Here is a 24,233-nt window from a genome sequence, read left to right as displayed (position 1 = left end):
TGGAGTACATTACACATGTTTGATTCCTTACCTCGTGAAGTACAGGTAGTCGAAGTTGGTCCTAGAGACGGTCTTCAGAACGAAAAAACAAATTTGAGTGTTAATGATAAAATCGAACTCATAGACGCTCTGTCGAAAACGGGTCTTAAGCGCATTGAGGCCGGCAGTTTTGTCTCACCTCGTTGGGTACCTCAGATGGCTAATTCTGACGAAGTACTCAAAGGAATTGACCGTGCTCCTGATAGCACCTATAGCGCGCTTACTCCTAATCTAAAAGGCTTTGAGCTCGCCATGGCAGCCAATGCTCAAGAAGTAGCAGTGTTTGGTGCTGCTTCTGAGTCTTTTTCACAAAAGAATATTAACTGCAGTATTGATGAAAGCCTTGAGCGCTTTACTCCTGTTTTAGAGGCTGCCAAACGAAAAGGCATTCCAGTTCGAGGATACGTGTCTTGTGTGCTTGGCTGTCCTTACGAGGGTGAAATAAATGTCGCCGACGTTGTCAAGGTTAGTGAGACACTACTGAACATGGGATGTTATGAGATATCTTTAGGTGACACTATTGGTGTTGGAACCCCTTTAAGAACAAAGCATTTATTAGAAGCATGTTTTGCAAGCATCCCAAAAGATAAAGTTGCAGTACACTTTCACGATACATACGGGCAGGCTCTGGCCAACGCTCTCACTGCGTTGGATATGGGTGTTCGCATTTTTGATAGCTCAGTAGCAGGACTCGGAGGCTGCCCATACGCCAATGGCGCATCGGGTAACGTCGCCTCTGAAGACCTAATCTACATGCTTCACAACATGGGAATTGACACGGGTGTTGACCTAAATGCGTTGCTTAAGGTGGGGCAAGATATCTCGGCAAAATTGACACGTAGCAACGGCGCAAAAGTAGGCATGGCCTTGGCCAGTCAATAGATTTTAAGCGTTAGTTTACTTCTCTTTTTTCAGTTGCAGGCTTGCAAATAGGCCTGCAACAAGACCCAAAGCCATTACCGTAAATACCCAAAAGGTTCCAGCAACACTTAAGGCCGAATAAAATAATCCAAGCGCAAGCAAAACGACGCCAATGGCCGAGTTGGCTTGACCAATAAAGTTTGTTCGCTCACTGCCCTGCTTTATATCCAAGGCGTAGACCTTTCGTCCTGCTCGTGCGCCCTCGTGACCAAGACTCAAGCAAAAATACAATAGAACATACCAGTGCGGCGAAATATTCGCTGCCTGTTCAAAATAAGTCAACAGGACCACGGTCACCAGCACCGTTAGCACAATGCTAGCACCCAGTTGCATAGTCAGTTTTGCATTACTATCAGAGAGTCTGCCCCACGCGTAAGAAGACAAAATGGCTGCGGATGCTTGTGCCACGATAAACAAAGAAAGGCTCAACCATTGGCTTTGCAAATTCAGACTTGTGCACCATACAACAAAAAATGGCGCTAATAATGCGGTGTGCACGAAACAAGAACGCACAAGAATGAAGCGACCCAAGCTACCTTTGAAAGCCTCACACACACTTTTTAATAATGCGATTGGTTTTGAGCCAGCTTCTTGCTTGTTATTTTGTTCAGACGTATCGACCTCGACTGTCGTCTTCACGCCCACCATAACCGCAGTGGCAAATAACATTGCCAAAATACTAATGATGCCTATGCTCAATATAATGTCATTATTGAGCTTTTGAGAAAAAAGGCTGGTGAAAGCAAACCCTAAGGATAATAAACCTGCTAGTGTAGAGGCTATTCCAACCAAATCTCCTCGCTTCCCCTTATCTATGTGCTGTCCTTGAATATCTTTCATCGTTAATGACGTCAGAGCTCGGCTGATGCTCAGACCGGCCAAACAGGCCAACACTATTGCTCCCAAGATAGTCGTATTAGATAGTGCACCCTCGCTCTGTTGACCGAGCATTGGGCCAACGATCATTAGCAAAATGAACAAGGTTTGCATCATCATGCTACCCAACCAAAGTCGATGTCGCTTCGCTCGAGAACTCAGATATTGGCTAAACAATCCTTGCGGCAATAATGCTCCTGACTCTCTTATCGGGACGAGAAGGCCTAGCATCCATGACGGCGCACCCAAGTTTGTCAGAAACGTAGGTAAGGTCGTTTTCGCTGACAGCAATATATCAACGAGTTTACTTAACAGTAGAGACGCAACAATTCGCCACTTTACTTGCATAAGCCCTTTATTCTCAGAATGTTTGGCCGAACTATTTGCTTGCGCGATACTCAGTCTCCTAATACACTGTGTGTCTATTTTAATTTTATATATAAATTACTTACGGTCCTGAATTAATTATAGTTTTTATTTTTTTCAGGAACTTAGTGATGACTTAAGCACTTGCACATACTATGGCATATCTTGCCGACACCTAACTCAACTATTCATTCGCTTACATCAAGCAGTGTTTGGGCAAATCCCGTATATTCTCATATTTCAATTTCGCTATGGGTTTGCTTATCTGCTAAGATCTAACACAACAAATATTACTAGAGGTTATCGCTGTAAACATGCCAATTGATCAGTACTTCAACTATCTACAAGATTCAAACTTACAAAAATCTATCATTAGTGTGTGCCTGATAATATTGGTAGGAATAACCAAATCACTGTTGAAGCGTGTACTTGTGGACCGCGGTAAAAAACTCAATAAAAATTACCGCTCGCAGGTCAATACCTTAAACAATTCGCTAAACATCAGTTTAGTGTTTTTTATTATTATCTTTTGGTCGGGAGAAATACAACAGTTCGCCTTATCTATCGCCGCTTTTATGTTTGCAATCGTATTTGCGACCAAAGAATATATTCAATGTTTTATTGGCTACTTTTATTACCTAAGTGCCCGTCCTTTTCGCATTGGTGATTGGATTCAAGTTCAAGAAGGCGTGGGTGAAGTAATGGCTTCAGACTGGGCAAAAATCACCTTGCTCGAAGTTGATCTTCATTCAAACAGCTATACCGGAAAGCACCTTTTTATTCCTAACAATCAGTTGCTATTAAAAACCGTTAAAAACCTTAATTTCTTGCGTCGTTATTGCATGAATCAATTCACCTTAACTTGTGAGCCCTTAATTGATGTTGTTCCTATTGTTGAGCACTTGGAAAAAAGAGCGGAAGAGTATTGTGCAGATTTTGTTGATGTTGCGGAACGGTATAAGAGTGTTATCGAAAAGCGAATGGACATTGAATTCATCAGTGTCAAACCCCACTTTCATATCCACACCAACCAATTTGCAAAGATTTGTATCACAGTAGATTTGTTTTGTCCTGTAGAGCAAAACTTAGCGATTCAGCAGGCGATTACTAAAGAGTTTTTTGAGATATGGCATAAAGCGCTCAAGAATGAGGAAGCAGTCAAAAAAATAGATATCTTTAATACCGCTGAAAACGATGCTTAAAATAGTCGAATATGGCGTTACAAAGTTGATTGCTTTCAGGGATATACAAAAGAACAAAATAGAGTACACTAAATAAAACGAACGAAAAATAGTAAAGGATTGCCCTATGCCAAAAGCTAACAACGTACGCTATATTAGTAACCTCACTAAAGATACTTATGCACTGGTTTTAGCTGGCGGTCGAGGGTCCCGCCTTCATGAATTAACAAACTGGCGAGCGAAGCCTGCACTTTACTTCGGCGGCAAATTCCGCATCATCGATTTTCCACTCTCTAATTGCGTGAACTCTGGTATTCGAAACATTGGCGTACTCACCCAATATAAGTCGCACTCATTGATTCGTCACTTAGTTAGAGGCTGGGGCCACTTTAAGAAAGAACTCGGTGAATCAGTAGAAATACTACCCGCTTCACAACGCTTTTCAGAAGAATGGTATCAAGGCACGGCTGATGCGGTATACCAGAACATTGATATTATCCGCGATGAATTACCAAAGTACGTTATGGTGTTGTCCGGCGACCATATTTATCGTCAAGACTATGGACACATTCTTGCTCAACACGTTGAGTCCGGCGCTAAAATGACGGTGAGTACCATTGCGGTACCAATCGAACAAGCTCGAAATGCGTTTGGTGTCATATCAATTGATGAAAACAACAAAATAGTCGATTTTCATGAGAAGCCCTCAGAACCGACGCCTCTCGCCGGCAATGAGTCGCACTGCCTTGCTTCAATGGGGAATTACGTTTTTGATACTGATTTCTTATTTGAACAATTAGAGCGTGATAGTCAAACGAAAGGGTCTGAACGTGACTTTGGTAAAGACATCATTCCAGCACTCATTGATAAACATGACGTCTATGCCTTCGAGTTCTCTAAAAGTAGTAAAAATGATTCTTACTGGCGTGATGTAGGAACACTGGACTCATATTGGGAGGCCAATATGGAATTAGTGGCTCCTGTGCCCGCGCTAAATATATACGATAAAGAGTGGCCAATTTGGACTTATCAGGAACAATTACCCCCTGCGAAGTTTGTCATGGAAAGTGAAACCAACCGTGGCGAAGCCTTGAATTCCGTTGTATCTGGTGGCTGTATTGTGTCTGGTTCCACCTTGGTGAAAACCGTGTGTTTTAGCAACGTCAGAGTCAAATCCGGCAGTACTGTTGATCAAAGCGTGATTTTACCGGGTGTGACTATTGGTACAGATTGTAAGATTCGTAAAGCCATTATCGACCGTGGTTGTGTTATTCCAGACAATACAGTCATCGGTCACAACCACGACGAAGATCGCGCTCGTGGTTTTAGAGTCTCTGAAAATGGCGTGGTATTAGTCACTAAAACTGAATTGGGCGATTAGTTCATTCAGCTTAGTGGCGACTTCGGTCGGTCTCTCCAACGGGAACATGTGTCCGCCAAACGGCAGCTCAATATGCTGAATATATTGCTTGTTGCCGCGGATAAATGGACTTCTTAATCGTGGGATACATACTTCTGTGTACTTCCCTGTGAGCAAGTAGCTTGGCACAGTTAATTTGCCATTTTGCGCGCTTAAGTTGTCAGGTAATGTGCGAAAAATATTTGTCTCGATATTCACATCGAAATGCAGGTGACGATATTCTCCATCCATTCGGGTTACGGCTTCGACGTAATCGGCAATGCACTCTTTATCCATATTTCTAAATAGAGCACGCTCATGAAAATAAGCGACTAGGTCCGTTTTATGATGCCATTTAGTATTTCTAATTTTTGTCTTACCTGCTGGCGTAATTTTATCAATTAACTTTCCTCGCTTGGCGAACTTAAACACCCAGCTTGCCACACCTGTGACTAAGGGCGGATCTAACATAATTAAGCCTGCAAACATATTTGGATATTTACAAGCAGCCAAGAAAGAAATAACTGCGCCAAAAGAATGCCCAATCAGAACGACGGGTAATTCAGGCTTGCCATTTTTTGAGCGTTGCGTTTGTTCACTTTTTATAAAATGAACGAGTTCGTCAACTTGGTTTTGCCAGTTATTATTCAATGGGAAATCTGGGTTGTGCGCGAATTTGTCTAAAGCGATTAATTCACATGACTCGTCTACATGGTCAAATAGCTTTCGGTAACTTTGTGCTGGAAAGCCATTTGCATGTGCAAAGTGCACGAGACATTTTGCTTCACCAGACATGTTAACTCTTTTTGGTTCCTGCATTATCTTCCCTTTTGAGAGTGTTGTTTCACCCATTGTTTGGGCGAAATTCCATACCAAGACTTAAACGCCCTTCTGAAGTTGGCACTGTCAGAATAACCCAGATATTCTGCAGTTTGAGCGACCGAGTATGCATTTGATAATAAGCGTTTCGATTGCTCTGCCCTCGCCCCTTGCAATAGATCTTTGAAACTACATGATTCGAGTTCTAAATTTCGATGTAACGTACGCTTACTGATAAACAAACGCGAGGCAACATCCTCTAAACTTAAATGGCAACCCTCTTCTTCTCTCAACAATTTAAGTACGCGGTCTTTCATTGTTAAGTTCTGTTGCTGATATAACGCCAATTCACTTTCGCAACGAGCAACAGCTCTTTGAAAGCTAAATTCATCCACATTACTTAGCGCTTTACTCAAGTATACACTTGAAAAAGTTATACTGGATACCGCCTGCTCGAAATATAAATTTTGCGCTTTCATCGCTTGATATTTTATTTGGTATTCCGGTGCTGGGTAATCAAAATGGGCATCTTCTACCACGAGTTCACTCCCATCTTGAAAATCCAATGAATGCAGCATGTTCACTATCGCAATCATAACAGCTTCAATGATCGAACGATGCAAACTTCCTTGCCAATGCTCATCCTTCAAGGTCAACACCACGTTCTTATTCACTACCGTATAATCAACAGAGACAAAAGGCACTCGAATCCCCAAAAAACGACGGTGGAAGTTGAGTACTTCTGTCAAATTAGCACAATTGAGAGCCGCTAAACCGAAATCACCATGATGAGCAATTTCCAAGCGTTTGCCCACCCGTATACCAAAGTCGTTGAATCCATTCGTCTCAATTATTTTCTGCATCAAAGCATCAAATTGCTCAACACTCACCCGCGCATCCAATGCAATCAACTGCCCCAAATCTAAGCCTTCAGATGCTAACCAAGTGTCAACTTGCACACCTAGCGACTTCAATACGCTGATCACGTGACCGAAGTAATATGTAGGTAAACTGATATTTTGTTTCATCATCCGTTTCGCACTAATAAGCTTTCTGCGTGACGACTACGCTACGTTAAAATTAGCACCATGGCAACAAATGACTGTTTTATGTCACTCCTTGCTACTATTTCTTGACTTCAGGTCTGTACTATCAGCAGTATCAAAAAGGAGAATCTTGATGTTTCACTATCTGAAGTTTGCAAATTATTTTATATCCACACTTTTAGGCATTTCTACTGTTTTGCTAGGTCAACATTGGATATTAGTGGGTTTTGCTGTATTCGTTGCCTTCTATGTGATTGGTGACGCATTTTTTGGCGAAGATATGAGCCAACCCAAACTGAATAACAAAATGTTCTTAGACGCTATGCTATATGCCTCTGTCCCCACGACAATCCTCTTACTCAGCGTGTGCCTTTGGATAGTCACTCCGTATGATTGGACGTTTATGCATTGGATCTCTGATCACTTTGTGTATGACTTTGTGGCTGCTAAGCAAAATACAAACTTAGCAGAATTGGCTGTTGCCGTTGTATTTTGTGGATTAATGCTCAGTGGTGTAGCGACTGTCGTTGGCCATGAGCTAGTGCATCGAGTGGGTAACAAAACAGCAGTAACAACCGGTAGATGGTTAATGTCTCTTAGTTTTGATGCCAGTTTTTCAATCGAGCATGTGTTTAACCATCACGTTCACGTAGCAACAGAAAAGGACCCGGTCACTGCGCCCCGAGGCCGCTCAGTTTATATACAGGTCCCTTTAGCGATTTATGGGACAAGCAAAGCAGCCTGGGAAATAGAAAAGAAGCGACTTCAACGCAAGAAGCTCCCTGTGCTAAGCTTGCAAAACCAATACATAACGGGTTGGTTAATGACTGTCGCATGGCTGGTCTTAGCGACCATATTAGCCGGTTGGCAAGGCTTGTTGTTTGTTTCCGGTGTCGGTATCGCCGCAAAAGTGATATTAGAAATAGTCAACTATATGGAACATTACGGTTTAGTGCGCCATCCACGCCAGCGAGTAGAGCCTCGTCATTCATGGAATAACAACCGAAAAATTAGCTGTTGGGCCATGTTCAACTTGCCGCGTCACAGCCATCACCATGCCCGAGGTGCAGTACCATTTGAAAAGCTTGAAGCAATGCCTGATGCACCCATTATGATCGGTGGCTATATCTCAACGATGCTTCTCGTGCTAATACCACCACTCTGGTATCGTCTTATGGCTTCTAAACTTCAGCATTGGGACGAAACAATGGCCAACGAACAAGAATTAGCCATTTTGGCCCAACAAAAGACCGAACGCATCAGTGCTAAGGCCCAGCGTCGCCGATTAATCTAGTGCTTGCATTCTCTCGGCTTCTACCCAGTCATGTTCAATTTTGGTAGAAGCCCAATAGAAAGTAATAATCGATAATATATAGGGTAAGAGTAACCAACTGAGTGACATTCGCAATGCTTCAGCTTCACCCAATGAGCTTGTTAAATACTCACTGAGTAACCCGACAATAGTAGGGCCTCCACCTAACGCTATGATGTTAAGCACAAAGAAAAATAGTGCTGTCGACATTGCCCTTGCATTCACTGGCGCTAGCGTTTGAGCAATTGCAAAACAAGGGCCAAGATACATTCCACTACTAAATAGTAATATCGTCATTAATCCTAAAGATAGCCATACATCACCCACATGCAGCGATACAAAGAAGCATGGCACACCAATCAACATTGCATAAGTCGGTAGTAAGGCATACGCGCGTTTCGTGGTTCTCCCCCATTTATCTGCAATTACGCCACCAAGCCAAACACCAGCAGCATAAGCAGTCCCATTTACGATACCAAATACAATGAGCAACTGCTGTATGGGCATGTCGGAATGAACTCTAAAATAAAAGTCGATTATCCAAGTCGAAATCGCATAGTTACCAAAAGATCCAAAAGAAATACCAAGACACATACCCCACCACGTTGGAATTTTAAGAAGTCGTTTTACTGAAACCACAAACCCCATTTGCTTTGGACCATGACTGACTGTGGCTCTTGTCGGCTCTTTTACCGTCAGCTTGAGTAGCAAAGCTAAGATAACTCCAGGCACGCCAACAGCAATCATCACAGTGCGCCAATCTACTGAACCGCCATCTAAAAAAAATGCGGCAGCAAAATAAGCCGCCATAATGCCAAACGGTATCCCAAGCGAATAAACAGCCAGTGCTTTTGCTCTTTCAGTTTTATCGTAGAGATCAGATAAAATAGAGTGACTTGGTGGACTACCACCGGCTTCGCCGATGCCTACACCAACTCTGAGAATGGCGAGTTGCCAAAAGTTACTAGCAAAGCCTGACAAGGCTGTAAATCCACTCCATAATGTGAGTGAAACGCCTATGATATTGACTCTATTATAGCGGTCTGCTAACCAAGCGATTGGAATACCGACAACCGTATATAGCAGGGCAAAGGCGAAACCTTTTAACCAACCTAATTGCGCATCATCAAGGCCAAGATCAGCTTTTATAAATGGAGATAGAATACCGATAATTTGACGGTCAATAAAATTAAACGCATAGACAATCGTTAATATTATCAACACATAAGTGCGGTAGGCATTATTTGCTTGCTTAACTTCTGTTGAGTTTAGCTTTTCTGAAGGTAGGTCGGCATTTGCCAAAATCATTCTCCGTTGATTTGCATGATCTAATAGTGGAGTAGCTAAGTTTAATATACCAGTAAATGTTAATTATTTGTGAACATCACCAAAAATAGGTGGAACGTACTTGCATGACTATCATCCTTATATACAATAAGAAGTCCGACCAGTTATATAACACCGTGGAAATTATCCTACATGAACATAGATGATTTACTGGCGCAAAGCGCTAGTCAAAAAGAAACGCCAAACATGAGTTTTGTAGTGCCTTCTAGCTGGAGCCAAGGCAGAACTGTTTATGGTGGCCTTTCCGCAGGTATGCTTTACGCAGCTGCAAGGCCTTACGTTGATGAAGCAAGAGTAATGCGCTCTAATTCGACCAACTTTGTAGGCCCACTAATGGCAGAGACACCGTTCTCTATCGATGTTGAAATAGTCAGAGAAGGTAAAAATGTTAGCCAAGTAATGGTCAGAGCGATTCAAAATGGCAAGACCTGTGTTGTATCTCAAATATGCTTTGGTACTAGTCGAGAGTCGAAAATTCGTGTAGACAATCAAGAGAAACACAACATGTTGGCGCCTAAAAAAGGTAACTTCATTCCTCCGATCCCGAAAGTAACGCCCAAATTTCTACGCAACATTGACTTGTCGATTCAAAGCGGAGGGATACCTTTTACTGGAAGAAAAACGTCGCATTATCATGGTTGGATGAGATTTAAAGAAATACGCGGCAAGGTAACAGACGCACATATTATCAGTATTATCGATGCTTGGCCTCCGACACTATTACAAATGTTAAAATGGCCAGCGCCTGCAAGTACAGTGAGTTGGAATGTAGAATTTATCCATCCTCATCGTGAGTTAAAGCCAACAGATTGGTTTGCGTATCAGGCCGAAACACGTCAAGCTGCCGGAGGTTATGGGCATACTGAGGCTAACATTTGGGATTCACATGGCGTATTGATTGCCATATCAAGACAAACTGTGGCTATTTTCGATTAAGCTTGCGAGTAGCTTAAGCCACTTTAAAGACGTCAGGATTGAATAGATGAATAATCTGTTCAACCTGATAGTTTGTCATGTCTAGCGCCTCTTCAATATCTTCCTCACTCAAGTTAAGCGATTTAAACAGAAATTCTGGTAAATGGGTTTGAACGCTATAATGGTGACCGAAGGTATTAATCACTGACAAATCGTAGGCTAATTGCATGATCTGAACTTCTAAGATGTCCGCTGCTGAGTCGTCGTGATGCTGCATCGCTATCGTTGATACTATTGAATCCGGCAACATCCAGTGTTGCGATAAGGCTGCCGAAATCTCGGCGAAGGTAAAACCCATAATATCTTGCTGACAATCGCGAGGTAATAGACGAGAATCAAATCGACCACAATCTTTAGCTAAATTCGGGTTAACTTTTAGCACAACTAACTCACCTATGTTGTGTAGGAGTCCACTCACGAAAAGCCTATCTGCATCTCTGATCCCATTGAGTGAACCGAAATGCTTTGCTAATAGTGCACAACTTACGCTTTGCTCCCAAAATTTATCGAGGTCAACAAATTCGCTCTGCTCATTACTAAAGGCATTGGAAATACCAAATACTAAAGCGTAATCATAAACGGCTGAGGTGCCGATGACTTGGACAGCTCGTTGAAGTTGTTCAATTTTACGGGGAAAACGGTAGATAGCACTGTTTGCAATTCTAAGAATATGTGCTGCTAGGCCAGGGTCAGTCTGCACCAATGCGGCAATGCTTGCGGCATCGGTTGTCTCGTCCTCGATCAGGGTCTTTACTCGCATGGCCGTCTTGGGCACTGCAAACAAGTCTGATACCTTTTTAGCGTAATCTATCGCGTTCATTTATTCCCTAGACAGTCTGTGTTTTTTCAAATCATTGGCGAATCAGCAAAAATACCCTGCCTCTGAGCGCTTGTTTTCAAAAACACGTTAACCCTACCACAAATTTTTAACACGACTTGAAATGAAAGTTCAAGACATTTAGGACTATTTCAGTGAATTAAGCCTGGTTTCGTCATTTTTTACAACTTATGTAGTAAAAACAACCAATGAGCGCCGATTGCGGAAAACCAAAAAATTACCTAACATACGTTGCCATAACAATTTAGCCAAAATTTGAGCTAGAAGGTATAAAGATCGCGACAACGGTTTTAATACAGAGAATGAAATATACGAATACAAATGGCAATATCACGCCCGTGTATCAAAGTGAGGTGAAATTGACCTTGTATTACAAATCTTAACAAAGAACTCGCCATGACTGCCAGAAATTCAATTATTTCCATGCTATTTGTTTGCCTTAGTTGCCTTGCAACTATGTTTTTTGTTGAACAACGCTGGCACGACCAAGTAGCGTCTCCCTTAAGTAATTTAGTCCCCTTCATTTCTATCATTCTTTTCGTTGTTGTCATTTTCACTTTAGCTCTGCGCCAGGCACTTACAATGTACGTTGCCAGCATCATCGCGCTAAGTACAATCGCGCACTTTTATATCTTGCCGTATTTTAGTGAACAACAAGCACTCGCAAATGCGCCATTGATGCTCAAGCTACAAACCGAACATCTCTTAATGTCGTTTATCGTCCTACTTCCGATTTTTGGGCTCATTACAATCCCAGCCCATAGATTGATAAAAAGCTTCTTATATTTGTTAGGTAGCTTAATTGCTTGGGTCTTTTTTAGCATCGTCATTTCAAAAGCTGAGCCAATCGTGATCGAGGTGTCAACAAAGGTATTCAGTAGTATAGCGATGCACAACCCTTTCGAGACGTTTTGGTTTACCCCATTAGAATTTGCTTTAATCTGTATAACAATGGTCGCGATGTTAGTTATCGTTTTGGGTTCGCATAAAAACCTCTATTTGCTAGCAATTGCGGTTATGGCGGGTTATGTCATTGCTAAACCGTCCCCTGTATCCATTGTCTTACTAGCATGTTTAGCGAGTTTGTTGTGCTTGTATTCAGCAATCATGAATAGTCGAAACATGGCATTTAACGACGAATTGACCAGTATTCCAGCACGTCGTTCTATGACACAATATGCTGATGAGTTAAGCCGCCACTTTACTGTTGTGATGATAGACGTCGATCATTTTAAACGTTTCAACGATAAATATGGGCATGATTCCGGTGACGACGTTCTCAAACTGGTAGCAAGCAAGATCGCAAAAACGAGAAACGGTGCTAGAGCGTTTCGCTATGGTGGCGAGGAATTCACACTTGTATTTGACGGTAAATATATTGATGATGTGCGTGAAACGATCGAAGATCTAAGAGTTGAAATTGAAAGCTACCCAATGGCAATCAGGGTTCAGAAGCGCAGTCAAAAGTCAGCCTCGCAATCGCGGAATCGAAGACAAAGCCCCTTACGCCAAGAGATAGTGAAAGTAACATGTAGCTTTGGTATTGCTGAATCATTGTCTGGTAGCAAAGATTTCAAACCAACCTTAAAACGCGCTGATAATGCCTTATATAAAGCAAAAAAGGCGGGGCGAAACTGTGTAAGAACGGCGTAAGCCCAAAATCGCAACAAAGCTTAACAATGTATCAGTTAAGCTTATTTTCACGTTATAATCCCCAAACATTATTCTTAATCGGCACAATCATTGTCAGTGTTAAAAGTCCTATTTATTGGCCTTGTATGGCCAGAGGCTCGTTCCTCCGCAGCGAGCCAAAATATCTTAAGCTATATCGAATTGTTCAAGCAGCAAGGACACGAGGTATGTTTTGTCAGCGCATCTGAAAAGTCTGAACGCTCAACACCGCTAGATTGCCTTGTTGATGAACAACGCAGTGTGTTGTTGAATGATAGTAGTTTTGACGAATTCGTTCGTGAGTATCAGCCGAACATTGCTATTTTTGACCGTTACATTAGTGAAGAGCAGTTTTCTTGGCGAGTCGCAGAAGCTGCGCCAAATTGCCTAAAAGTCTTGGATTGTGAAGATTTACATTTTTTGCGTTATGCCAGACATGAGGCGTATAAAAACCAAGTCAATCCAAACCACTTTGCTAGTGTAGAGCCCTACCTCTATTCAGATACCTGCAAACGAGAGTTAGCCTCAATATGGCGGTGCGACATCAGTATTTTATTATCGGATTTTGAAACTAACTTATTGGTGGAACACTTCGGAATATCGTCTGACCTTCTTCACCACTGTCGCTTTTTACTCCCCAATAAGGATGCACAAAAAGATCCCCTCTATTCAGAGCGACGAGACTTCATCACGATTGGAAACTTTCGACATGCGCCTAACTGGGATGCAGTACTGACACTGCGCAGCAAAATTTGGCCAACTATAAAGAAGCACCTTCCTGATGCGAAATGTCATGTTTATGGTGCCTATTTACCTCCTAAAGCTAAACAACTAGAGAATAAGAAACTTGGCTTTTTGGTGCATGGTTATATTGAAGACGCTGAACAAGCCATTGGCTCATCTCGTGTATTACTTGCTCCAATAAACTTCGGTGCAGGCATTAAGGGAAAGCTGGTGGACGCAATGCGTTGTAACACACCCAGTGTCACTAGCCCAATTGGTAGCGAGGGCCTGATTGTAACGACAGATGTAGCGACAGATGCAGCAACAGACCACACGGTAGGTTTACCATCTTGGCCTGGCGCCATAAGCGATATCAGTGAAAATACTGATAACTTCATCAAGGAAGCGATAGCGTTATATCAGAATGAGGCGCGCTGGCTTGAGGCAAGCCAAGGCTGTGCGCAGCATATCAATGCCCTATTTGACTATGAAACGCAATCACATGGGCTATTAGAGAAGTTACAAAAAGTCTATGCGAACCTAAATCAACATCGAAATAAGCACTTTTTTGGGCAAATTCTTCAACACCATACAACAAGTTCAACGAAATACATGAGTCAATGGATAGAAGCCAAATCAAAACTGAAGTAACGTTATCTTGGGTTTTTGGTGGTTAGCTGACTCAGCATTAACAATGGCTATGCCGTTTTCAGTAGTCGCTTAATTCTTTCTATTACGTGACCGACACCATCTCTTCTACCTTGGCTAAAGTATTGAGTGAGGTGCAAAGCCTCAAGATAAGTAAAATAATCAAATGAGCTAGCCTCTTGCCCAAGCGAATTCGCTTTTTCTAGCAGAAGTGAAAGAATACCACGGATCACTTTGCTCTCAGAGTACCCGTGTAACTCACCTGATATATTAGCCATCCAAACATCAGATTCACAACCTTTCAATAAAGTTGCCTCTGTGCGTTCTTCCACAACCAGTGTGTTTAACTTTTTGCTTGCTAACAAAAGCTGGCGATACTGATTATCCCACCCTTTGCTAGCTGCTATCTTACTCGCAATTGGGAGTGCTAAACTTGTTGAATCAATCCCCTCCCTTGACTCAATTATCTCACTGTCTTTACTTACGCTACTCGACATATCTTGCTTTAACGCTGATATAGCCGCTTGTAAGTGTTTCATGAAAAAGGAAATCTCTTCTTTGCTGGTGTAGCACCCGAGAGAAATCCTTAAGGTTCCCCCGATACCCAGTACTTTCATCAATGGCATGGCACAGTGATGACCAATCCTAACCGCAATATTCGATTGAAATAAGTATTGAGCAACATCATTGACATTCAGCTGATGGAAGCTGATAGAGACAGTGGCAATACTGTTGTCTCTTGTTTCAGGTTGCGCATGGTTACCCCAAACTTTAATGTCAGAGATATCCAAAAGAGAGCTCAACAAAAACGCTTTCAAGGTATTTTCGTGTACCTGAATTTCTGCCAAATGTTGATGGACAAAATGGGCCGCAGTAGCAAAACCAATCACCCCAGAAATATTAGGCGTACCAGCTTCAAATTTCAGCGGTGGGGGCGCGCATTCGAAACTATCAAAACTTGCATCGCTCAGCATTTCACCGCCCAGCTTGCTTGGTAACAAAGCCAGTAAGTTGTCATATTTGCCAAAAAGCATGCCAATGCCAGTTGGTCCGTACATTTTATGTGCACTGGCTACATAAAAATCACAGTCAAGCTTTTGCACATCAACCGGAACATGCGCTAGCGCTTGAGTACCATCAATCACACTGAGAATATTATGCTGCCGGGCTATCTTCAAGATAGACTCTAAAGGGTAAATATTCCCTAGGGCATTAGACACATGAGCAATCGCTAATAGAGCAACATCTTGAGTCAGTTTTGAACATAATGCCTGGAATTCGCGTTTATCAAACTGCCCTTCGCTTCCTAAAGGGAGCGTTTCAATCTCCAAACCCAATTGTCTCGCGAGCATTTGCCATGGGAGGATATTCGCATGATGCTCACTCGTCATAATTAAGATTTTTCTCCCACTCAGCATGTTGGCATGTAAGCCCTGTGCTATCAGGTTGAGGCTTTCTGTCGCACCACTGGTAAAAACGATTTCGGAAGGCGAACTAGCATTAATCAGTTTCTGCAGAGCCGTTCGAGAGCATTCATATGCTTGAGTAGCTTCGTTTGCTATTTCGTAGGCGCTGCGATGCACACTTGCATTATAATTTACGTAATACGACTCACTGGCCTTCAGCACAGCACCTAGCCGCTGTGTGCTAGCAGCGCTGTCTAAATACACTTGTTCTGGTCGTGCAGTGAAGAATGGAAATTGTGGTTTAAAGTTCACTTTGCCTCGATATCTGAAAATAAAAATAGCCAGCTTGACTAAAAGTCAGGGCCCATATTATGTATCATATACACTCACTCTTCGAGTTGTCTTCATGAAACTTCAGCAAATAATGTGTATTACAAATGACAATAATTGAAATCATGTCCTTGATAGGCGCCTTGTGTCTGCTCTTCGTTGTATTAAAAAATACAAAGATCGCTGACCTCAAAACCGATACGACACTGCAACATCGCTTTTTCGGCACCACCGTGTTGGTGTTTATTCTGTGGATTTTTCGTGCTGGAATAGTCGATGAACTTTACGTTCATTTTATGTGGCTAACATCCTTAGCCCTAGTTCTCGGCTTCCGCTGGGCCATTATTTCTGCCAGTTTAGTATTGCTTGCAGTCACTCTGTTAGGCTATGAACATGCCTCAATGTTAGGAGTAAACTGGTTGGCTGGCGTCGCAATGCCAATTGCGATCACCTATCTTATTTTCAGTTGGTCATTTCATAAGTTGCCACGTAACGTTTTTGTCTACCTTTTCGTTTGTGGCTTCTTTCCTGGTGCAATTACAATTTCATTAAAAATGCTGATATTAGCCGGTTATTACTACATCGATACTGACCTGACATGGGACACTATCTATCAGAATTATGTACTACTCACCCCTCTCCTGTTATTTCCAGAAGCGATGTTCAATGGCATGACAATGACGGTACTCATCGTCCACAAACCCCATTGGGTTTATACTTTCCACGACAAATTTTATATTGATAACAAATAATAGCGGTATATTGCATGGCAATACTCTGTTCGGAAAACGAAAAAGGCTGCAGATGCAGCCTTTTCCATGAGGGTCAATGAATTGCGCTATGTACTAGTCGAGCAAAACATCCAATATGTTACTTAGCTCTGTCTTCCCTTCTTTTATCTCTTCTACGCTCAAGCCAGCCAACTCATGCGGAAATACAAGCCACTCATCACTCTCATTCACAAAGTAATCAGGCACAATTTGTGTTTTATTGTTCTGAGGCTTGTACCAAGGAGTCGCAATTCTTATTTCTTTCGGCGTATTTAAGCGCATCAGCGTTTCAATCTGATTGATAAGGGCTTCGACACTGCGGCCTGAATCAAACACGTCATCCACAATCAACAAGCTATCTCCAGCATTCGCATTCTCAATAAGATAATGCAATCCATGAACCTTTATTTCTTTGGATTGTTTATTAATGCCGTAGTAAGACGATGTGCGCACCGCGATATGATCAGTTGGCGTATCTTTGTATTCAAAAAACTCTTGAACAGCAATCCCTATAGGCGCTCCGCCGCGCCAGATGCCAATGATAAAATCAGGCTTAAATCCGTCTTTAAACACTTTTGATGCTAAACGAAAACTATCCTCTAAAAGGGATTGTGAACTGATATATTTTTTGCTCAAAATAAACTCTCTGTTAAATCTGTATCAGATAAAGGTAAAAACAAGTAAGAACTTGCCACTATAGATTCATGTTCGCATAGTATAACGATTATTGGGTTTGTAAGCTATTTGCAGGATGAATTGAAGCAGCCCTAAACGCAGGGTATAAAGTAGCAGCAATACATAAGCCGAGTGAACTTAACGATATTACCAACACTTCTGACCAACGTAAATCAATGGGCAGGCCCATACCATTCGGACCAAAGCCTAAATTTACGCCAATCAAGCTGAGTATATTATTCAGTTGCGACACCAGTAACAAGCCTAATGCAAGCCCAGCCAGAATGCCTTTTACGCCATTAAATACACCATTAAGAATGAAAATTAACATCACATCTTTCGGCAATAAGCCTTGGGTTTGTAATATTGCAATATCACTGGTTTTTTCACTGACAACCATCACCAGTGCTGAAACGATATTAAAAGCCGCGACAGCAATGATCAGTAATAGCATGAGAGACATCATTGACTTTTCCATACTCACTGCGTCAAACAAAGGACCTTGTCTTGAGCGCCAGGTGGTATATTCCAAACCTTGTTTATCTAGGGCCTGAGTGACACTTTCGTATTCGAATGCATCTTCAAGGTAGAGACGTTGACTCACAAAGTCGAGATTGCGCTTTCGAGACAACTTCGCAATATCATGAATATTCATTAGCATGACTTTATCATCAGCCTCGCTATTCAGTTGAAACAAGCCTCCAATCGTTACCAAGCGTTGACTAGGCATTCTACCTAAAGGAGTAAACACGCTAGCGTTTGGGCTAATAACACGTAACTGATCGCCTATGCTGACTCTCATTTGACTCGCCAAGGCTCGGCTGATCAGTACTTGAAAACTCCCCTGACGCATTGACTGCCAGCTACCAGCGATCATATTCTTTGCAATGATAGAGTGCTTTTGCACTTGCTCAGTATCTATCCCCTGAAGAAAGACTCCTTTGATTGTCTTGCTAGATTGAATAATCGCTTCCTGTTCAGTGAAGTCAGTTGTAAATACGACTTGTTGTGCAAGGTCACTTGAAAACTCAAGCGGTTCTCGACTTTCAACAACAATATGCGGGAGTATCCCCAGTATCTTTTGTTTAAGTTGCCCCTCCAGCCCATTCATAACTGAAATAACAGTGATCAATGATGCGATGCCAAGGGCGATACCAACCACCGAGAACAAGTTTATAAAGGCAATAAAACTGCGTTTAACTGAGGTTTTGGAATATCGCATTCCGATGAATGCTGAAATTGGTAGGCGCAACATAGAGTATATACTTCAGTCCATTTTATGTATTGGAAGGTCGACAAGTGTAGCAAAGTCTTGCTAACGCATTTGCTCACAAGCCTACAAGGTTGTAATAAGTCATAAACAACAGTGAAACTTGCGAACAATTTTGTTAAATTACGTGACTTGCATTCTACCCTAAGCATTGGGGGGCTGCTACTCCCTACTCGGGATTAATGCCATGTGCGGCGATTACAGGAACGTTTCCATTGAACTCATTAGAAGAAAAACAAGCCAACTTCGGCTCATACTTTTTAATAAAGCATGCAACCAAAGTAAACGTAAAATTTATTGATAGCAGCCTAGTTAATCAAAGCATGGATGAATTTGAAGCCAGTATGCCCTATGCTTTTCGTATCGCTTCTGAACTCTCTGAGATAGAATCTCAAGCACTAAAACCGCTGCGTTCACTAGGTGACAAACTAGAAGACTTAGTGGATTACTTGCAAATGCAAGCGCGAAAAATCGACCTTATGATGTCTTACATACTGATTCAACAAGATGATGAGGCACTTAGAAAAACCGCATCTAAATTTGGTGGCGGAGGTGTTATCGTTGAACATCAGGATGCGCCAGAATTAGGTCAGCTTGCAGAAGTTAAAATCTTTCTAGAAAAAGAAGCGGCTGCCATATTCTGTCTAGCTGAAGTCATTGAGGTTGAACACATCGATGATCTTTATCAAGTCAGTTACGTTTACACACACATCCGTGAGCAGGACCAGGAACTTTTGGTTCGTGCCAGTTTACATTTACAAACTTCTCAACTTCGTAAAAATCGTTAACATTTTTAGTGTTAGCGATGAGTGATTGGGCGGACTTGTTTTGCAATCTTATATAATCAAAGAGTTTTTTTCTTCGTAGTATGTCAAATTTATTCAATATTCCATTACCCAAAACAAAATCTGCCTCCGGCTCACAGGCGTCTGCGCGCATCATCGATCATATTCAGTGGGGCGAACTGCAGGGTGCTAGCTCAGCACTTAGCATTGCAAATGCCGGTAAAAGCCATAGCGGGCCTTTAATTGTTATCACCGAGGATAGCCCCAAAGCGATCAAGCTAGAAAAAGAACTGGCATTTTTCCTTCGGGCCGATGACATACATGTGCAGCTTTTTCCCGATTGGGAAACCCTACCTTATGATGGTTTTTCACCTCATCAGGATATTGTTTCTCAGCGATTAGAGACCTTATATTTATTAAATAAGAAGCAAGCGGGTATCTTTATTGTGCCCATGAATACACTCTTGCAGCGTTTAGCACCAGTAGATTATGTGGGACAACATCTCTTGTACCTCAAGGTTGGTGAAACAATAGATACTGATGACTTCAAACGCAAATTAGAAAAGTCTGGTTATCTACACGTCAGTCAGGTGATGTCACACAGTGAATTTTCTGTTCGAGGCAGTATTATTGACTTATTCCCAATGGGTAGTGATCACCCCTTCAGAATCGATTTATTTGATGATGAGATTGACTCTATTCGACTATTCGATCCTGAGAGTCAGCGAAGCCTTGATGAAACCGATGCCATTCGCTTATTGCCGGCTAGAGAATTCCCAACCGATAAACCAGCAATTACGGGTTTCCGTGAACGCTATTTAGAAAAATTTGAACGCAGTAATACTGCAGATAAAGAGTCGATTTTCTATCAGGTGAGCAAAGGTACAATGCCAAGTGGTATTGAATACTACCTTCCACTCTTCTTCGATAAAACAGCGAGCCTGTTTGATTATTTAAACGATGACTCATTACTCATCTGTATGGGTGATATGCAGGCAGCGTCTGATCGATTTAGCAAAGACCTGAATAACCGTTACGAACAATACCGTTATAACTTAGCGCGTCCATTGCTAGCGCCAATCGATTTATTTTTAGATACACATGAGTTACTCAATTCTTTGAAACAGTGGCCACGCGCTTTCATCGTGCCAGAAACCTTACCGAAGAAAGCGGGCAAATATAATTTTTCATGTCACCCTGTCACAAATATTGGTATTGATCTCACCGCAACGAATCCATATCAGGCTATACAGGCAGAAGTAAAAAAAGCCTTAGAGAAAAAAACGAAAGTGATTTTCATCGCAGAATCACAAGGTCGAAAAGAAAACCTGATCGATATTCTTAATAAAGCGAAAATTAAACCGTCTAATTCACCTACCCTTGAGGATGCATTGACACATACCAGCCAACATATATTTATATGTGTAGGTATGGTTGAAAACAGTTTTGCTTTTGAGGACGGTAAGCAATCGTTTTTGTTTGTCACTGAGACTCAATTACTTGGGCATAAAGTCAGCCGCCGTAAACTGAAAGATAAGCGCAAAGTCAGTGATGAAGCATCAATAGTTCGAAATCTCGCAGAGTTAACCGAAGGCCAACCGGTTGTGCATATTGACCATGGTGTTGGTAGATTTCTCGGCATGCAAACCTTAGATGCGGGAGGAGTGACTACAGAGTACCTCACTATTGAATATGCAAAAGGTGCTAAATTGTACGTTCCGGTGTCTAGTTTGCATCTAATAAGTCGCTATTCTGGGGGAGATCCAGACCATGCTCCTATACATTTACTCGGTAACGATACCTGGAGCAAAGCTAAACGTAAGGCGGCAGAGAAAGTCAGGGATGTCGCTGCACAGCTGCTAGACGTATATGCTAAACGAGCTGCAAAACCTGGTTACGCATACCCAATTGAATGGCAAGAATATCAAACCTTCGAAGACAGTTTTCCTTTTGAAGAAACTGTAGACCAAAAAACCGCCATCAATGCCGTTTTGCAGGATATGGGCAGCCCCAATGCAATGGATCGTCTAGTCTGTGGTGATGTTGGTTTTGGTAAAACTGAAGTTGCAATGCGTGCTGCATACATTGCTGCATCTAGCGGGAAACAGGTCGCGATATTAGTTCCCACCACCCTACTAGCTCAGCAACACTACGAGAACTTTAAAGATCGATTTGCTCAATGGCCATTTAAAATCGAAGTAATTTCCCGCTTTGGCAGTGCAAAAGAGCAAAAGGTTGTGATTGAAGAACTAGCCAATGGCCAAGCAGATATTGTAGTAGGAACGCATAAGCTCTTGCAGGATGATGTGAAGTTTAAAGATCTTGGTTTAGTCATCATTGACGAAGAACATCGCTTTGGTGTGCGCCAGAAAGAAAAATTCAAAGCCTTACGTGCAGATGTCGATATTCTTACGCTCACCGCTACCCCTATTCCTAGAACACTGAATATGGCGATGAGTGGTATGCGCGATTTATCTATCATCGCAACGCCGCCAGCCAAGCGTTTGGCGATTAAAACCTTCGTGCAGGTTCGCCAGGAAGACATCGTGCGTGAAGCTGTTATGCGCGAAATTTTGCGTGGTGGTCAAGTTTACTTTCTACATAACGAAGTGAAGACAATTGAGAAAACTGCCCGTGAAATCGAAGAAATCATTCCTGAAGCGCGTATCGCAATTGCGCACGGTCAAATGCGTGAACGCGAACTCGAAAATGTAATGAATGATTTCTATCATCAACGTTACAATGTATTAGTGTGTACCACGATTGTCGAGACGGGTATTGATGTACCTACCGCTAATACTATTATCATGGACAGAGCTGATCATCTTGGACTCGCTCAGTTACACCAACTAAGAGGGCGTGTTGGGCGTTCGCATCATCAAGCTTATGCGTACTTATTAACACCTCATCCACGTCGAATGACCAAGGATGCGAGTAAACGGCTAGACGCCATTGCCTCTCTTGAAGACTTGGGTGCGGGATTTGCGTTAGCGACTCACGACTTGGAAATTCGTGGTGCGGGTGAACTGCTTGGTGATGACCAATCAGGTCAGATTAATTCGGTTGGCTTTAGCTTGTACATGGAAATGTTGGAACAAGCCGTACAAGCTCTAAAAGACGGTAAAGAGCCGTCATTAGACGATGTATTATCGGCGCAAACAGAAGTTGACCTGCGTATACCCGCTTTGCTACCAGATGATTATATTGGTGATGTAAATACTCGCCTTTCCTTGTACAAGAAGCTAGCAAACTGCAAGTCGCAGCTAGAAATAGATGAATATCAAATTGAACTGATAGACCGCTTTGGACTGCTACCAGATAGCGCCAAAAACCTTGTTCGTCAGTCGAGTTTGAAGCTCATCGCTGAGAAACTCGGAATACAAAAGATAGAAACTAGCCAAACAGGTGGCAGTATTGAGTTTGAGCAAAACACCAAGATTGATCCAGGCTACCTAATTCAGTTGATTCAAAAGTACCCCAGTCAATATAAATTTGATGGGCCTCAAAAACTTAGGTTTGTGAAAAAACTCGACAGCGCGCAACAAAAACTGGATCATGTAACAGAATTGCTAGAAAAATTTGTCAAGGAATGCCATGCGAGCTAACTCAGTGAAACCTTTGCTTAAGGTTATCAATGCATTACTAATATTAGCTATGCCCATAGCAGCCAATGCTCAATCAGATAATCCAGCTTCGGTTGAAGATACTGATTGGTGGTTCGATGTTGAAGTGATTGCTTTTCAACGCAGTGCATCTTCTCAGGTTGAGGAAGATTTTTCGAAAGCGACCTTTAACGCAGAATCTACGTCGCCAGTCGATCTGCTTTCTTATCCTTTGTATCGTAAAGCCAACCCTTTAGTAAATATTCAAAAAATGGTCTTTGAATGCATTCCCGAAGAGCCTGAATTTCCAAGCCGCTTAGTGAATATATTCTCGCCATTAGCGCCATTCAACATGGTGGAAGACAACCGTCAGGAAGAAACAAACACTGAACAAACCGATATAGATGACACTTTTCAAGCCGATATCTCACTCTGGTCACAAAAGTTGAAAGAGAAGGAAGCGTGCGATAACACGAGAGAACAGCTCGTTGCACAGATGATTCAATATAAGAATGTCGATTCAGTCCCTATATATCTGCAACAGGAAACACTAGAGCAAACCCGTAACCACCACCTATTGAGTGACGACCAGTTCTATCTTAAAGACTATGCTTCGCGTCTTTTTGCACAGCGTGACGTGCAAGCCCTGATACATGTTGCATGGCGACAACCCGTGGTATTTGGTGAAGAAAATGCCAAATTTTATCGTGTTTACGCTGGTCAACGCTTGCAACTTCCCCCACCGTCAAGTCCAAGGTATGATGAATTAAAAGAAAAGTATGAGCCCGACGAAGATAGCGTAATTAATCAAAATTCAGAGACCTTTTTTGAAGAGCTTAAAGCCCAACTTCAAGCTGGCAATACGGTCGATTGGACACGCCAAGAAGCAAGTGTCCCAAATACAAAAGGGTCAGAAAGCCACATTGAGCCTTGGGAGTTAGATGGACAAATGAAGGTGTATTTGAAATACATCAACAGAGTACCTTATCTGCATATTGAGGCTGAGTTTGAGCATGTAGAATTGAAAGTCGATACCTTCGGTGATGCTTACTTTGAACAATATCCCTTCAAACAGCGTCGACGTATCATCAGTAAGCAGATTCATTATTTCGATCACCCTAAATTTGGTTTTGTAGTGCGACTTCAGCGGTATGAGTTTCCGAAAGAAGAGATTGCTGAAAACTAGTTTCAAGCCTAGGGCTTATTTATCCTTATACAACAGTTAAACTGAGTT

Annotated in this window: 19 protein-coding genes; 11 read left to right on the top strand and 8 right to left on the bottom strand. The window is 42.1% G+C overall.

From position 1 onward, the window contains the following. Positions 1 to 15: 15 nt before the first annotated feature. Positions 16 to 921, top strand: a complete 906-nt coding sequence (locus tag RM556_RS01250) for a hydroxymethylglutaryl-CoA lyase (protein WP_311373660.1) — start codon at positions 16 to 18, stop codon at positions 919 to 921. 15 nt (positions 922 to 936) lie between these two features. Here RM556_RS01250 and RM556_RS01245 read toward each other — a convergent pair whose 3' ends face one another. Further along, a complete protein-coding gene (locus tag RM556_RS01245; RefSeq protein ID WP_311360132.1) occupies positions 937 to 2,184 on the bottom strand; it encodes an MFS transporter permease in 1,248 nt (415 codons plus the stop codon). Between the two features lie 332 nt (positions 2,185 to 2,516). On the opposite strand from RM556_RS01245, the gene RM556_RS01240 reads away from it, so the two are divergent. Further along, on the top strand, positions 2,517 to 3,404 hold the full coding sequence (locus RM556_RS01240) for a mechanosensitive ion channel family protein (protein WP_311360131.1): 888 nt from the start codon (positions 2,517 to 2,519) through the stop codon (positions 3,402 to 3,404). A 106-nt stretch (positions 3,405 to 3,510) separates the two neighbouring features. Then, positions 3,511 to 4,764 carry a glucose-1-phosphate adenylyltransferase gene (glgC, locus tag RM556_RS01235; RefSeq protein WP_311360130.1) on the top strand — a complete coding sequence of 418 codons (1,254 nt, stop codon included), beginning with the start codon at positions 3,511 to 3,513 and terminating at the stop codon, positions 4,762 to 4,764. Here glgC and RM556_RS01230 read toward each other — a convergent pair. Then, a complete protein-coding gene (locus RM556_RS01230; protein ID WP_311373659.1) occupies positions 4,735 to 5,601 on the bottom strand; it encodes an alpha/beta hydrolase in 867 nt (288 codons plus the stop codon). The two genes, glgC and RM556_RS01230, sit on opposite strands and share 30 nt — an antisense overlap. After that, positions 5,601 to 6,632 carry an AraC family transcriptional regulator ligand-binding domain-containing protein gene (locus RM556_RS01225; protein ID WP_311360128.1) on the bottom strand — a complete coding sequence of 344 codons (1,032 nt, stop codon included), beginning with the start codon at positions 6,630 to 6,632 and terminating at the stop codon, positions 5,601 to 5,603. Before RM556_RS01225 ends, RM556_RS01230 begins: the two co-directional genes overlap by 1 nt. Before the next feature lie 148 nt (positions 6,633 to 6,780). Between RM556_RS01225 and RM556_RS01220 the strand changes: the two genes are divergently transcribed. After that, a complete protein-coding gene (locus tag RM556_RS01220) occupies positions 6,781 to 7,941 on the top strand; it encodes an alkane 1-monooxygenase (RefSeq protein WP_311360127.1) in 1,161 nt (386 codons plus the stop codon). Here the strand turns inward: RM556_RS01220 and RM556_RS01215 are convergent. After that, a complete protein-coding gene (locus RM556_RS01215) occupies positions 7,933 to 9,261 on the bottom strand; it encodes an MFS transporter (protein ID WP_311373658.1) in 1,329 nt (442 codons plus the stop codon). The genes RM556_RS01220 and RM556_RS01215 overlap by 9 nt on opposite strands. A gap of 177 nt (positions 9,262 to 9,438) precedes the next feature. On the opposite strand from RM556_RS01215, the gene RM556_RS01210 reads away from it, so the two are divergent. Further along, positions 9,439 to 10,242, top strand: coding sequence for a thioesterase family protein (locus RM556_RS01210; RefSeq protein WP_311360125.1), 804 nt, complete (start codon positions 9,439 to 9,441; stop codon positions 10,240 to 10,242). 13 nt (positions 10,243 to 10,255) lie between these two features. On the opposite strand, the gene RM556_RS01205 is transcribed toward RM556_RS01210, so the two are convergent. Beyond that, complete coding sequence (locus RM556_RS01205) at positions 10,256 to 11,101, bottom strand: HDOD domain-containing protein (protein WP_311360124.1); 846 nt, start codon at positions 11,099 to 11,101, stop codon at positions 10,256 to 10,258. Positions 11,102 to 11,515: 414 nt separating this feature from the next. On the opposite strand from RM556_RS01205, the gene RM556_RS01200 reads away from it, so the two are divergent. Continuing rightward, entirely contained in the window at positions 11,516 to 12,772 is a 1,257-nt protein-coding gene (locus RM556_RS01200; RefSeq protein ID WP_311360123.1) for a GGDEF domain-containing protein, read from the top strand. 96 nt (positions 12,773 to 12,868) lie between these two features. After that, entirely contained in the window at positions 12,869 to 14,164 is a 1,296-nt protein-coding gene (locus RM556_RS01195; RefSeq protein ID WP_311360710.1) for a glycosyltransferase, read from the top strand. A 47-nt stretch (positions 14,165 to 14,211) separates the two neighbouring features. Here RM556_RS01195 and RM556_RS01190 read toward each other — a convergent pair whose 3' ends face one another. Further along, positions 14,212 to 15,879 carry an aminotransferase class V-fold PLP-dependent enzyme gene (locus tag RM556_RS01190; protein ID WP_311373657.1) on the bottom strand — a complete coding sequence of 556 codons (1,668 nt, stop codon included), beginning with the start codon at positions 15,877 to 15,879 and terminating at the stop codon, positions 14,212 to 14,214. A gap of 125 nt (positions 15,880 to 16,004) precedes the next feature. Here RM556_RS01190 and RM556_RS01185 point away from each other — a divergent pair, with 125 nt between their 5' ends. Further along, the gene (locus tag RM556_RS01185) at positions 16,005 to 16,649 is read left to right on the top strand and encodes an energy-coupling factor ABC transporter permease (RefSeq protein ID WP_311360121.1); all 645 of its coding nucleotides are present in this window, start codon (positions 16,005 to 16,007) and stop codon (positions 16,647 to 16,649) included. A gap of 93 nt (positions 16,650 to 16,742) precedes the next feature. Here the strand turns inward: RM556_RS01185 and RM556_RS01180 are convergent, their stop codons facing one another. Then, positions 16,743 to 17,303 (bottom strand): phosphoribosyltransferase family protein, encoded by a 561-nt coding sequence (locus tag RM556_RS01180; RefSeq protein WP_311360120.1) that lies wholly within the window; start codon positions 17,301 to 17,303, stop codon positions 16,743 to 16,745. 88 nt (positions 17,304 to 17,391) lie between these two features. After that, complete coding sequence (locus RM556_RS01175) at positions 17,392 to 18,597, bottom strand: lipoprotein-releasing ABC transporter permease subunit (protein ID WP_409220033.1); 1,206 nt, start codon at positions 18,595 to 18,597, stop codon at positions 17,392 to 17,394. Between the two features lie 230 nt (positions 18,598 to 18,827). Here RM556_RS01175 and RM556_RS01170 point away from each other — a divergent pair, with 230 nt between their 5' ends. The 3 genes from RM556_RS01170 (at position 18,828) to RM556_RS01160 (ending at position 24,185) form a co-directional block, all read left to right on the top strand. Further along, complete coding sequence (locus RM556_RS01170) at positions 18,828 to 19,400, top strand: PilZ domain-containing protein (protein WP_311360119.1); 573 nt, start codon at positions 18,828 to 18,830, stop codon at positions 19,398 to 19,400. Between the two features lie 80 nt (positions 19,401 to 19,480). Next, positions 19,481 to 23,002 carry a transcription-repair coupling factor gene (gene mfd / locus RM556_RS01165; RefSeq protein ID WP_311373656.1) on the top strand — a complete coding sequence of 1,174 codons (3,522 nt, stop codon included), beginning with the start codon at positions 19,481 to 19,483 and terminating at the stop codon, positions 23,000 to 23,002. After that, a complete protein-coding gene (locus RM556_RS01160; RefSeq protein ID WP_311373655.1) occupies positions 22,992 to 24,185 on the top strand; it encodes a CsiV family protein in 1,194 nt (397 codons plus the stop codon). Before mfd ends, RM556_RS01160 begins: the two co-directional genes overlap by 11 nt. The last annotated feature ends 48 nt before the right edge of the window (positions 24,186 to 24,233 follow it).

The sequence above is a fragment of the Alteromonas sp. W364 genome, from assembly GCF_031846205.1.
Taxonomy (GTDB): Bacteria; Pseudomonadota; Gammaproteobacteria; order Enterobacterales; family Alteromonadaceae; genus Glaciecola; species Glaciecola blandensis.
Note: the sequence above shows the minus strand (reverse complement) of the source record. Positions and strands in the feature narration are given on the sequence as shown.

Coding starts and splice junctions, on each gene's coding strand:
- RM556_RS01220 (WP_311360127.1), top strand. CDS start 6,781: ATGTTTCACTATCTGAAGTTTGCAAATTATTTTATATCCACACTTTTA.
- RM556_RS01225 (WP_311360128.1), bottom strand. CDS start 6,632: ATGATGAAACAAAATATCAGTTTACCTACATATTACTTCGGTCACGTG.
- RM556_RS01185 (WP_311360121.1), top strand. CDS start 16,005: ATGACAATAATTGAAATCATGTCCTTGATAGGCGCCTTGTGTCTGCTC.
- mfd (WP_311373656.1), top strand. CDS start 19,481: ATGTCAAATTTATTCAATATTCCATTACCCAAAACAAAATCTGCCTCC.
- RM556_RS01245 (WP_311360132.1), bottom strand. CDS start 2,184: ATGCAAGTAAAGTGGCGAATTGTTGCGTCTCTACTGTTAAGTAAACTC.
- RM556_RS01230 (WP_311373659.1), bottom strand. CDS start 5,601: ATGCAGGAACCAAAAAGAGTTAACATGTCTGGTGAAGCAAAATGTCTC.
- RM556_RS01250 (WP_311373660.1), top strand. CDS start 16: ATGTTTGATTCCTTACCTCGTGAAGTACAGGTAGTCGAAGTTGGTCCT.
- RM556_RS01205 (WP_311360124.1), bottom strand. CDS start 11,101: ATGAACGCGATAGATTACGCTAAAAAGGTATCAGACTTGTTTGCAGTG.
- RM556_RS01160 (WP_311373655.1), top strand. CDS start 22,992: ATGCGAGCTAACTCAGTGAAACCTTTGCTTAAGGTTATCAATGCATTA.
- RM556_RS01175 (WP_409220033.1), bottom strand. CDS start 18,597: ATGTTGCGCCTACCAATTTCAGCATTCATCGGAATGCGATATTCCAAA.
- RM556_RS01240 (WP_311360131.1), top strand. CDS start 2,517: ATGCCAATTGATCAGTACTTCAACTATCTACAAGATTCAAACTTACAA.
- RM556_RS01200 (WP_311360123.1), top strand. CDS start 11,516: ATGACTGCCAGAAATTCAATTATTTCCATGCTATTTGTTTGCCTTAGT.
- glgC (WP_311360130.1), top strand. CDS start 3,511: ATGCCAAAAGCTAACAACGTACGCTATATTAGTAACCTCACTAAAGAT.
- RM556_RS01210 (WP_311360125.1), top strand. CDS start 9,439: ATGAACATAGATGATTTACTGGCGCAAAGCGCTAGTCAAAAAGAAACG.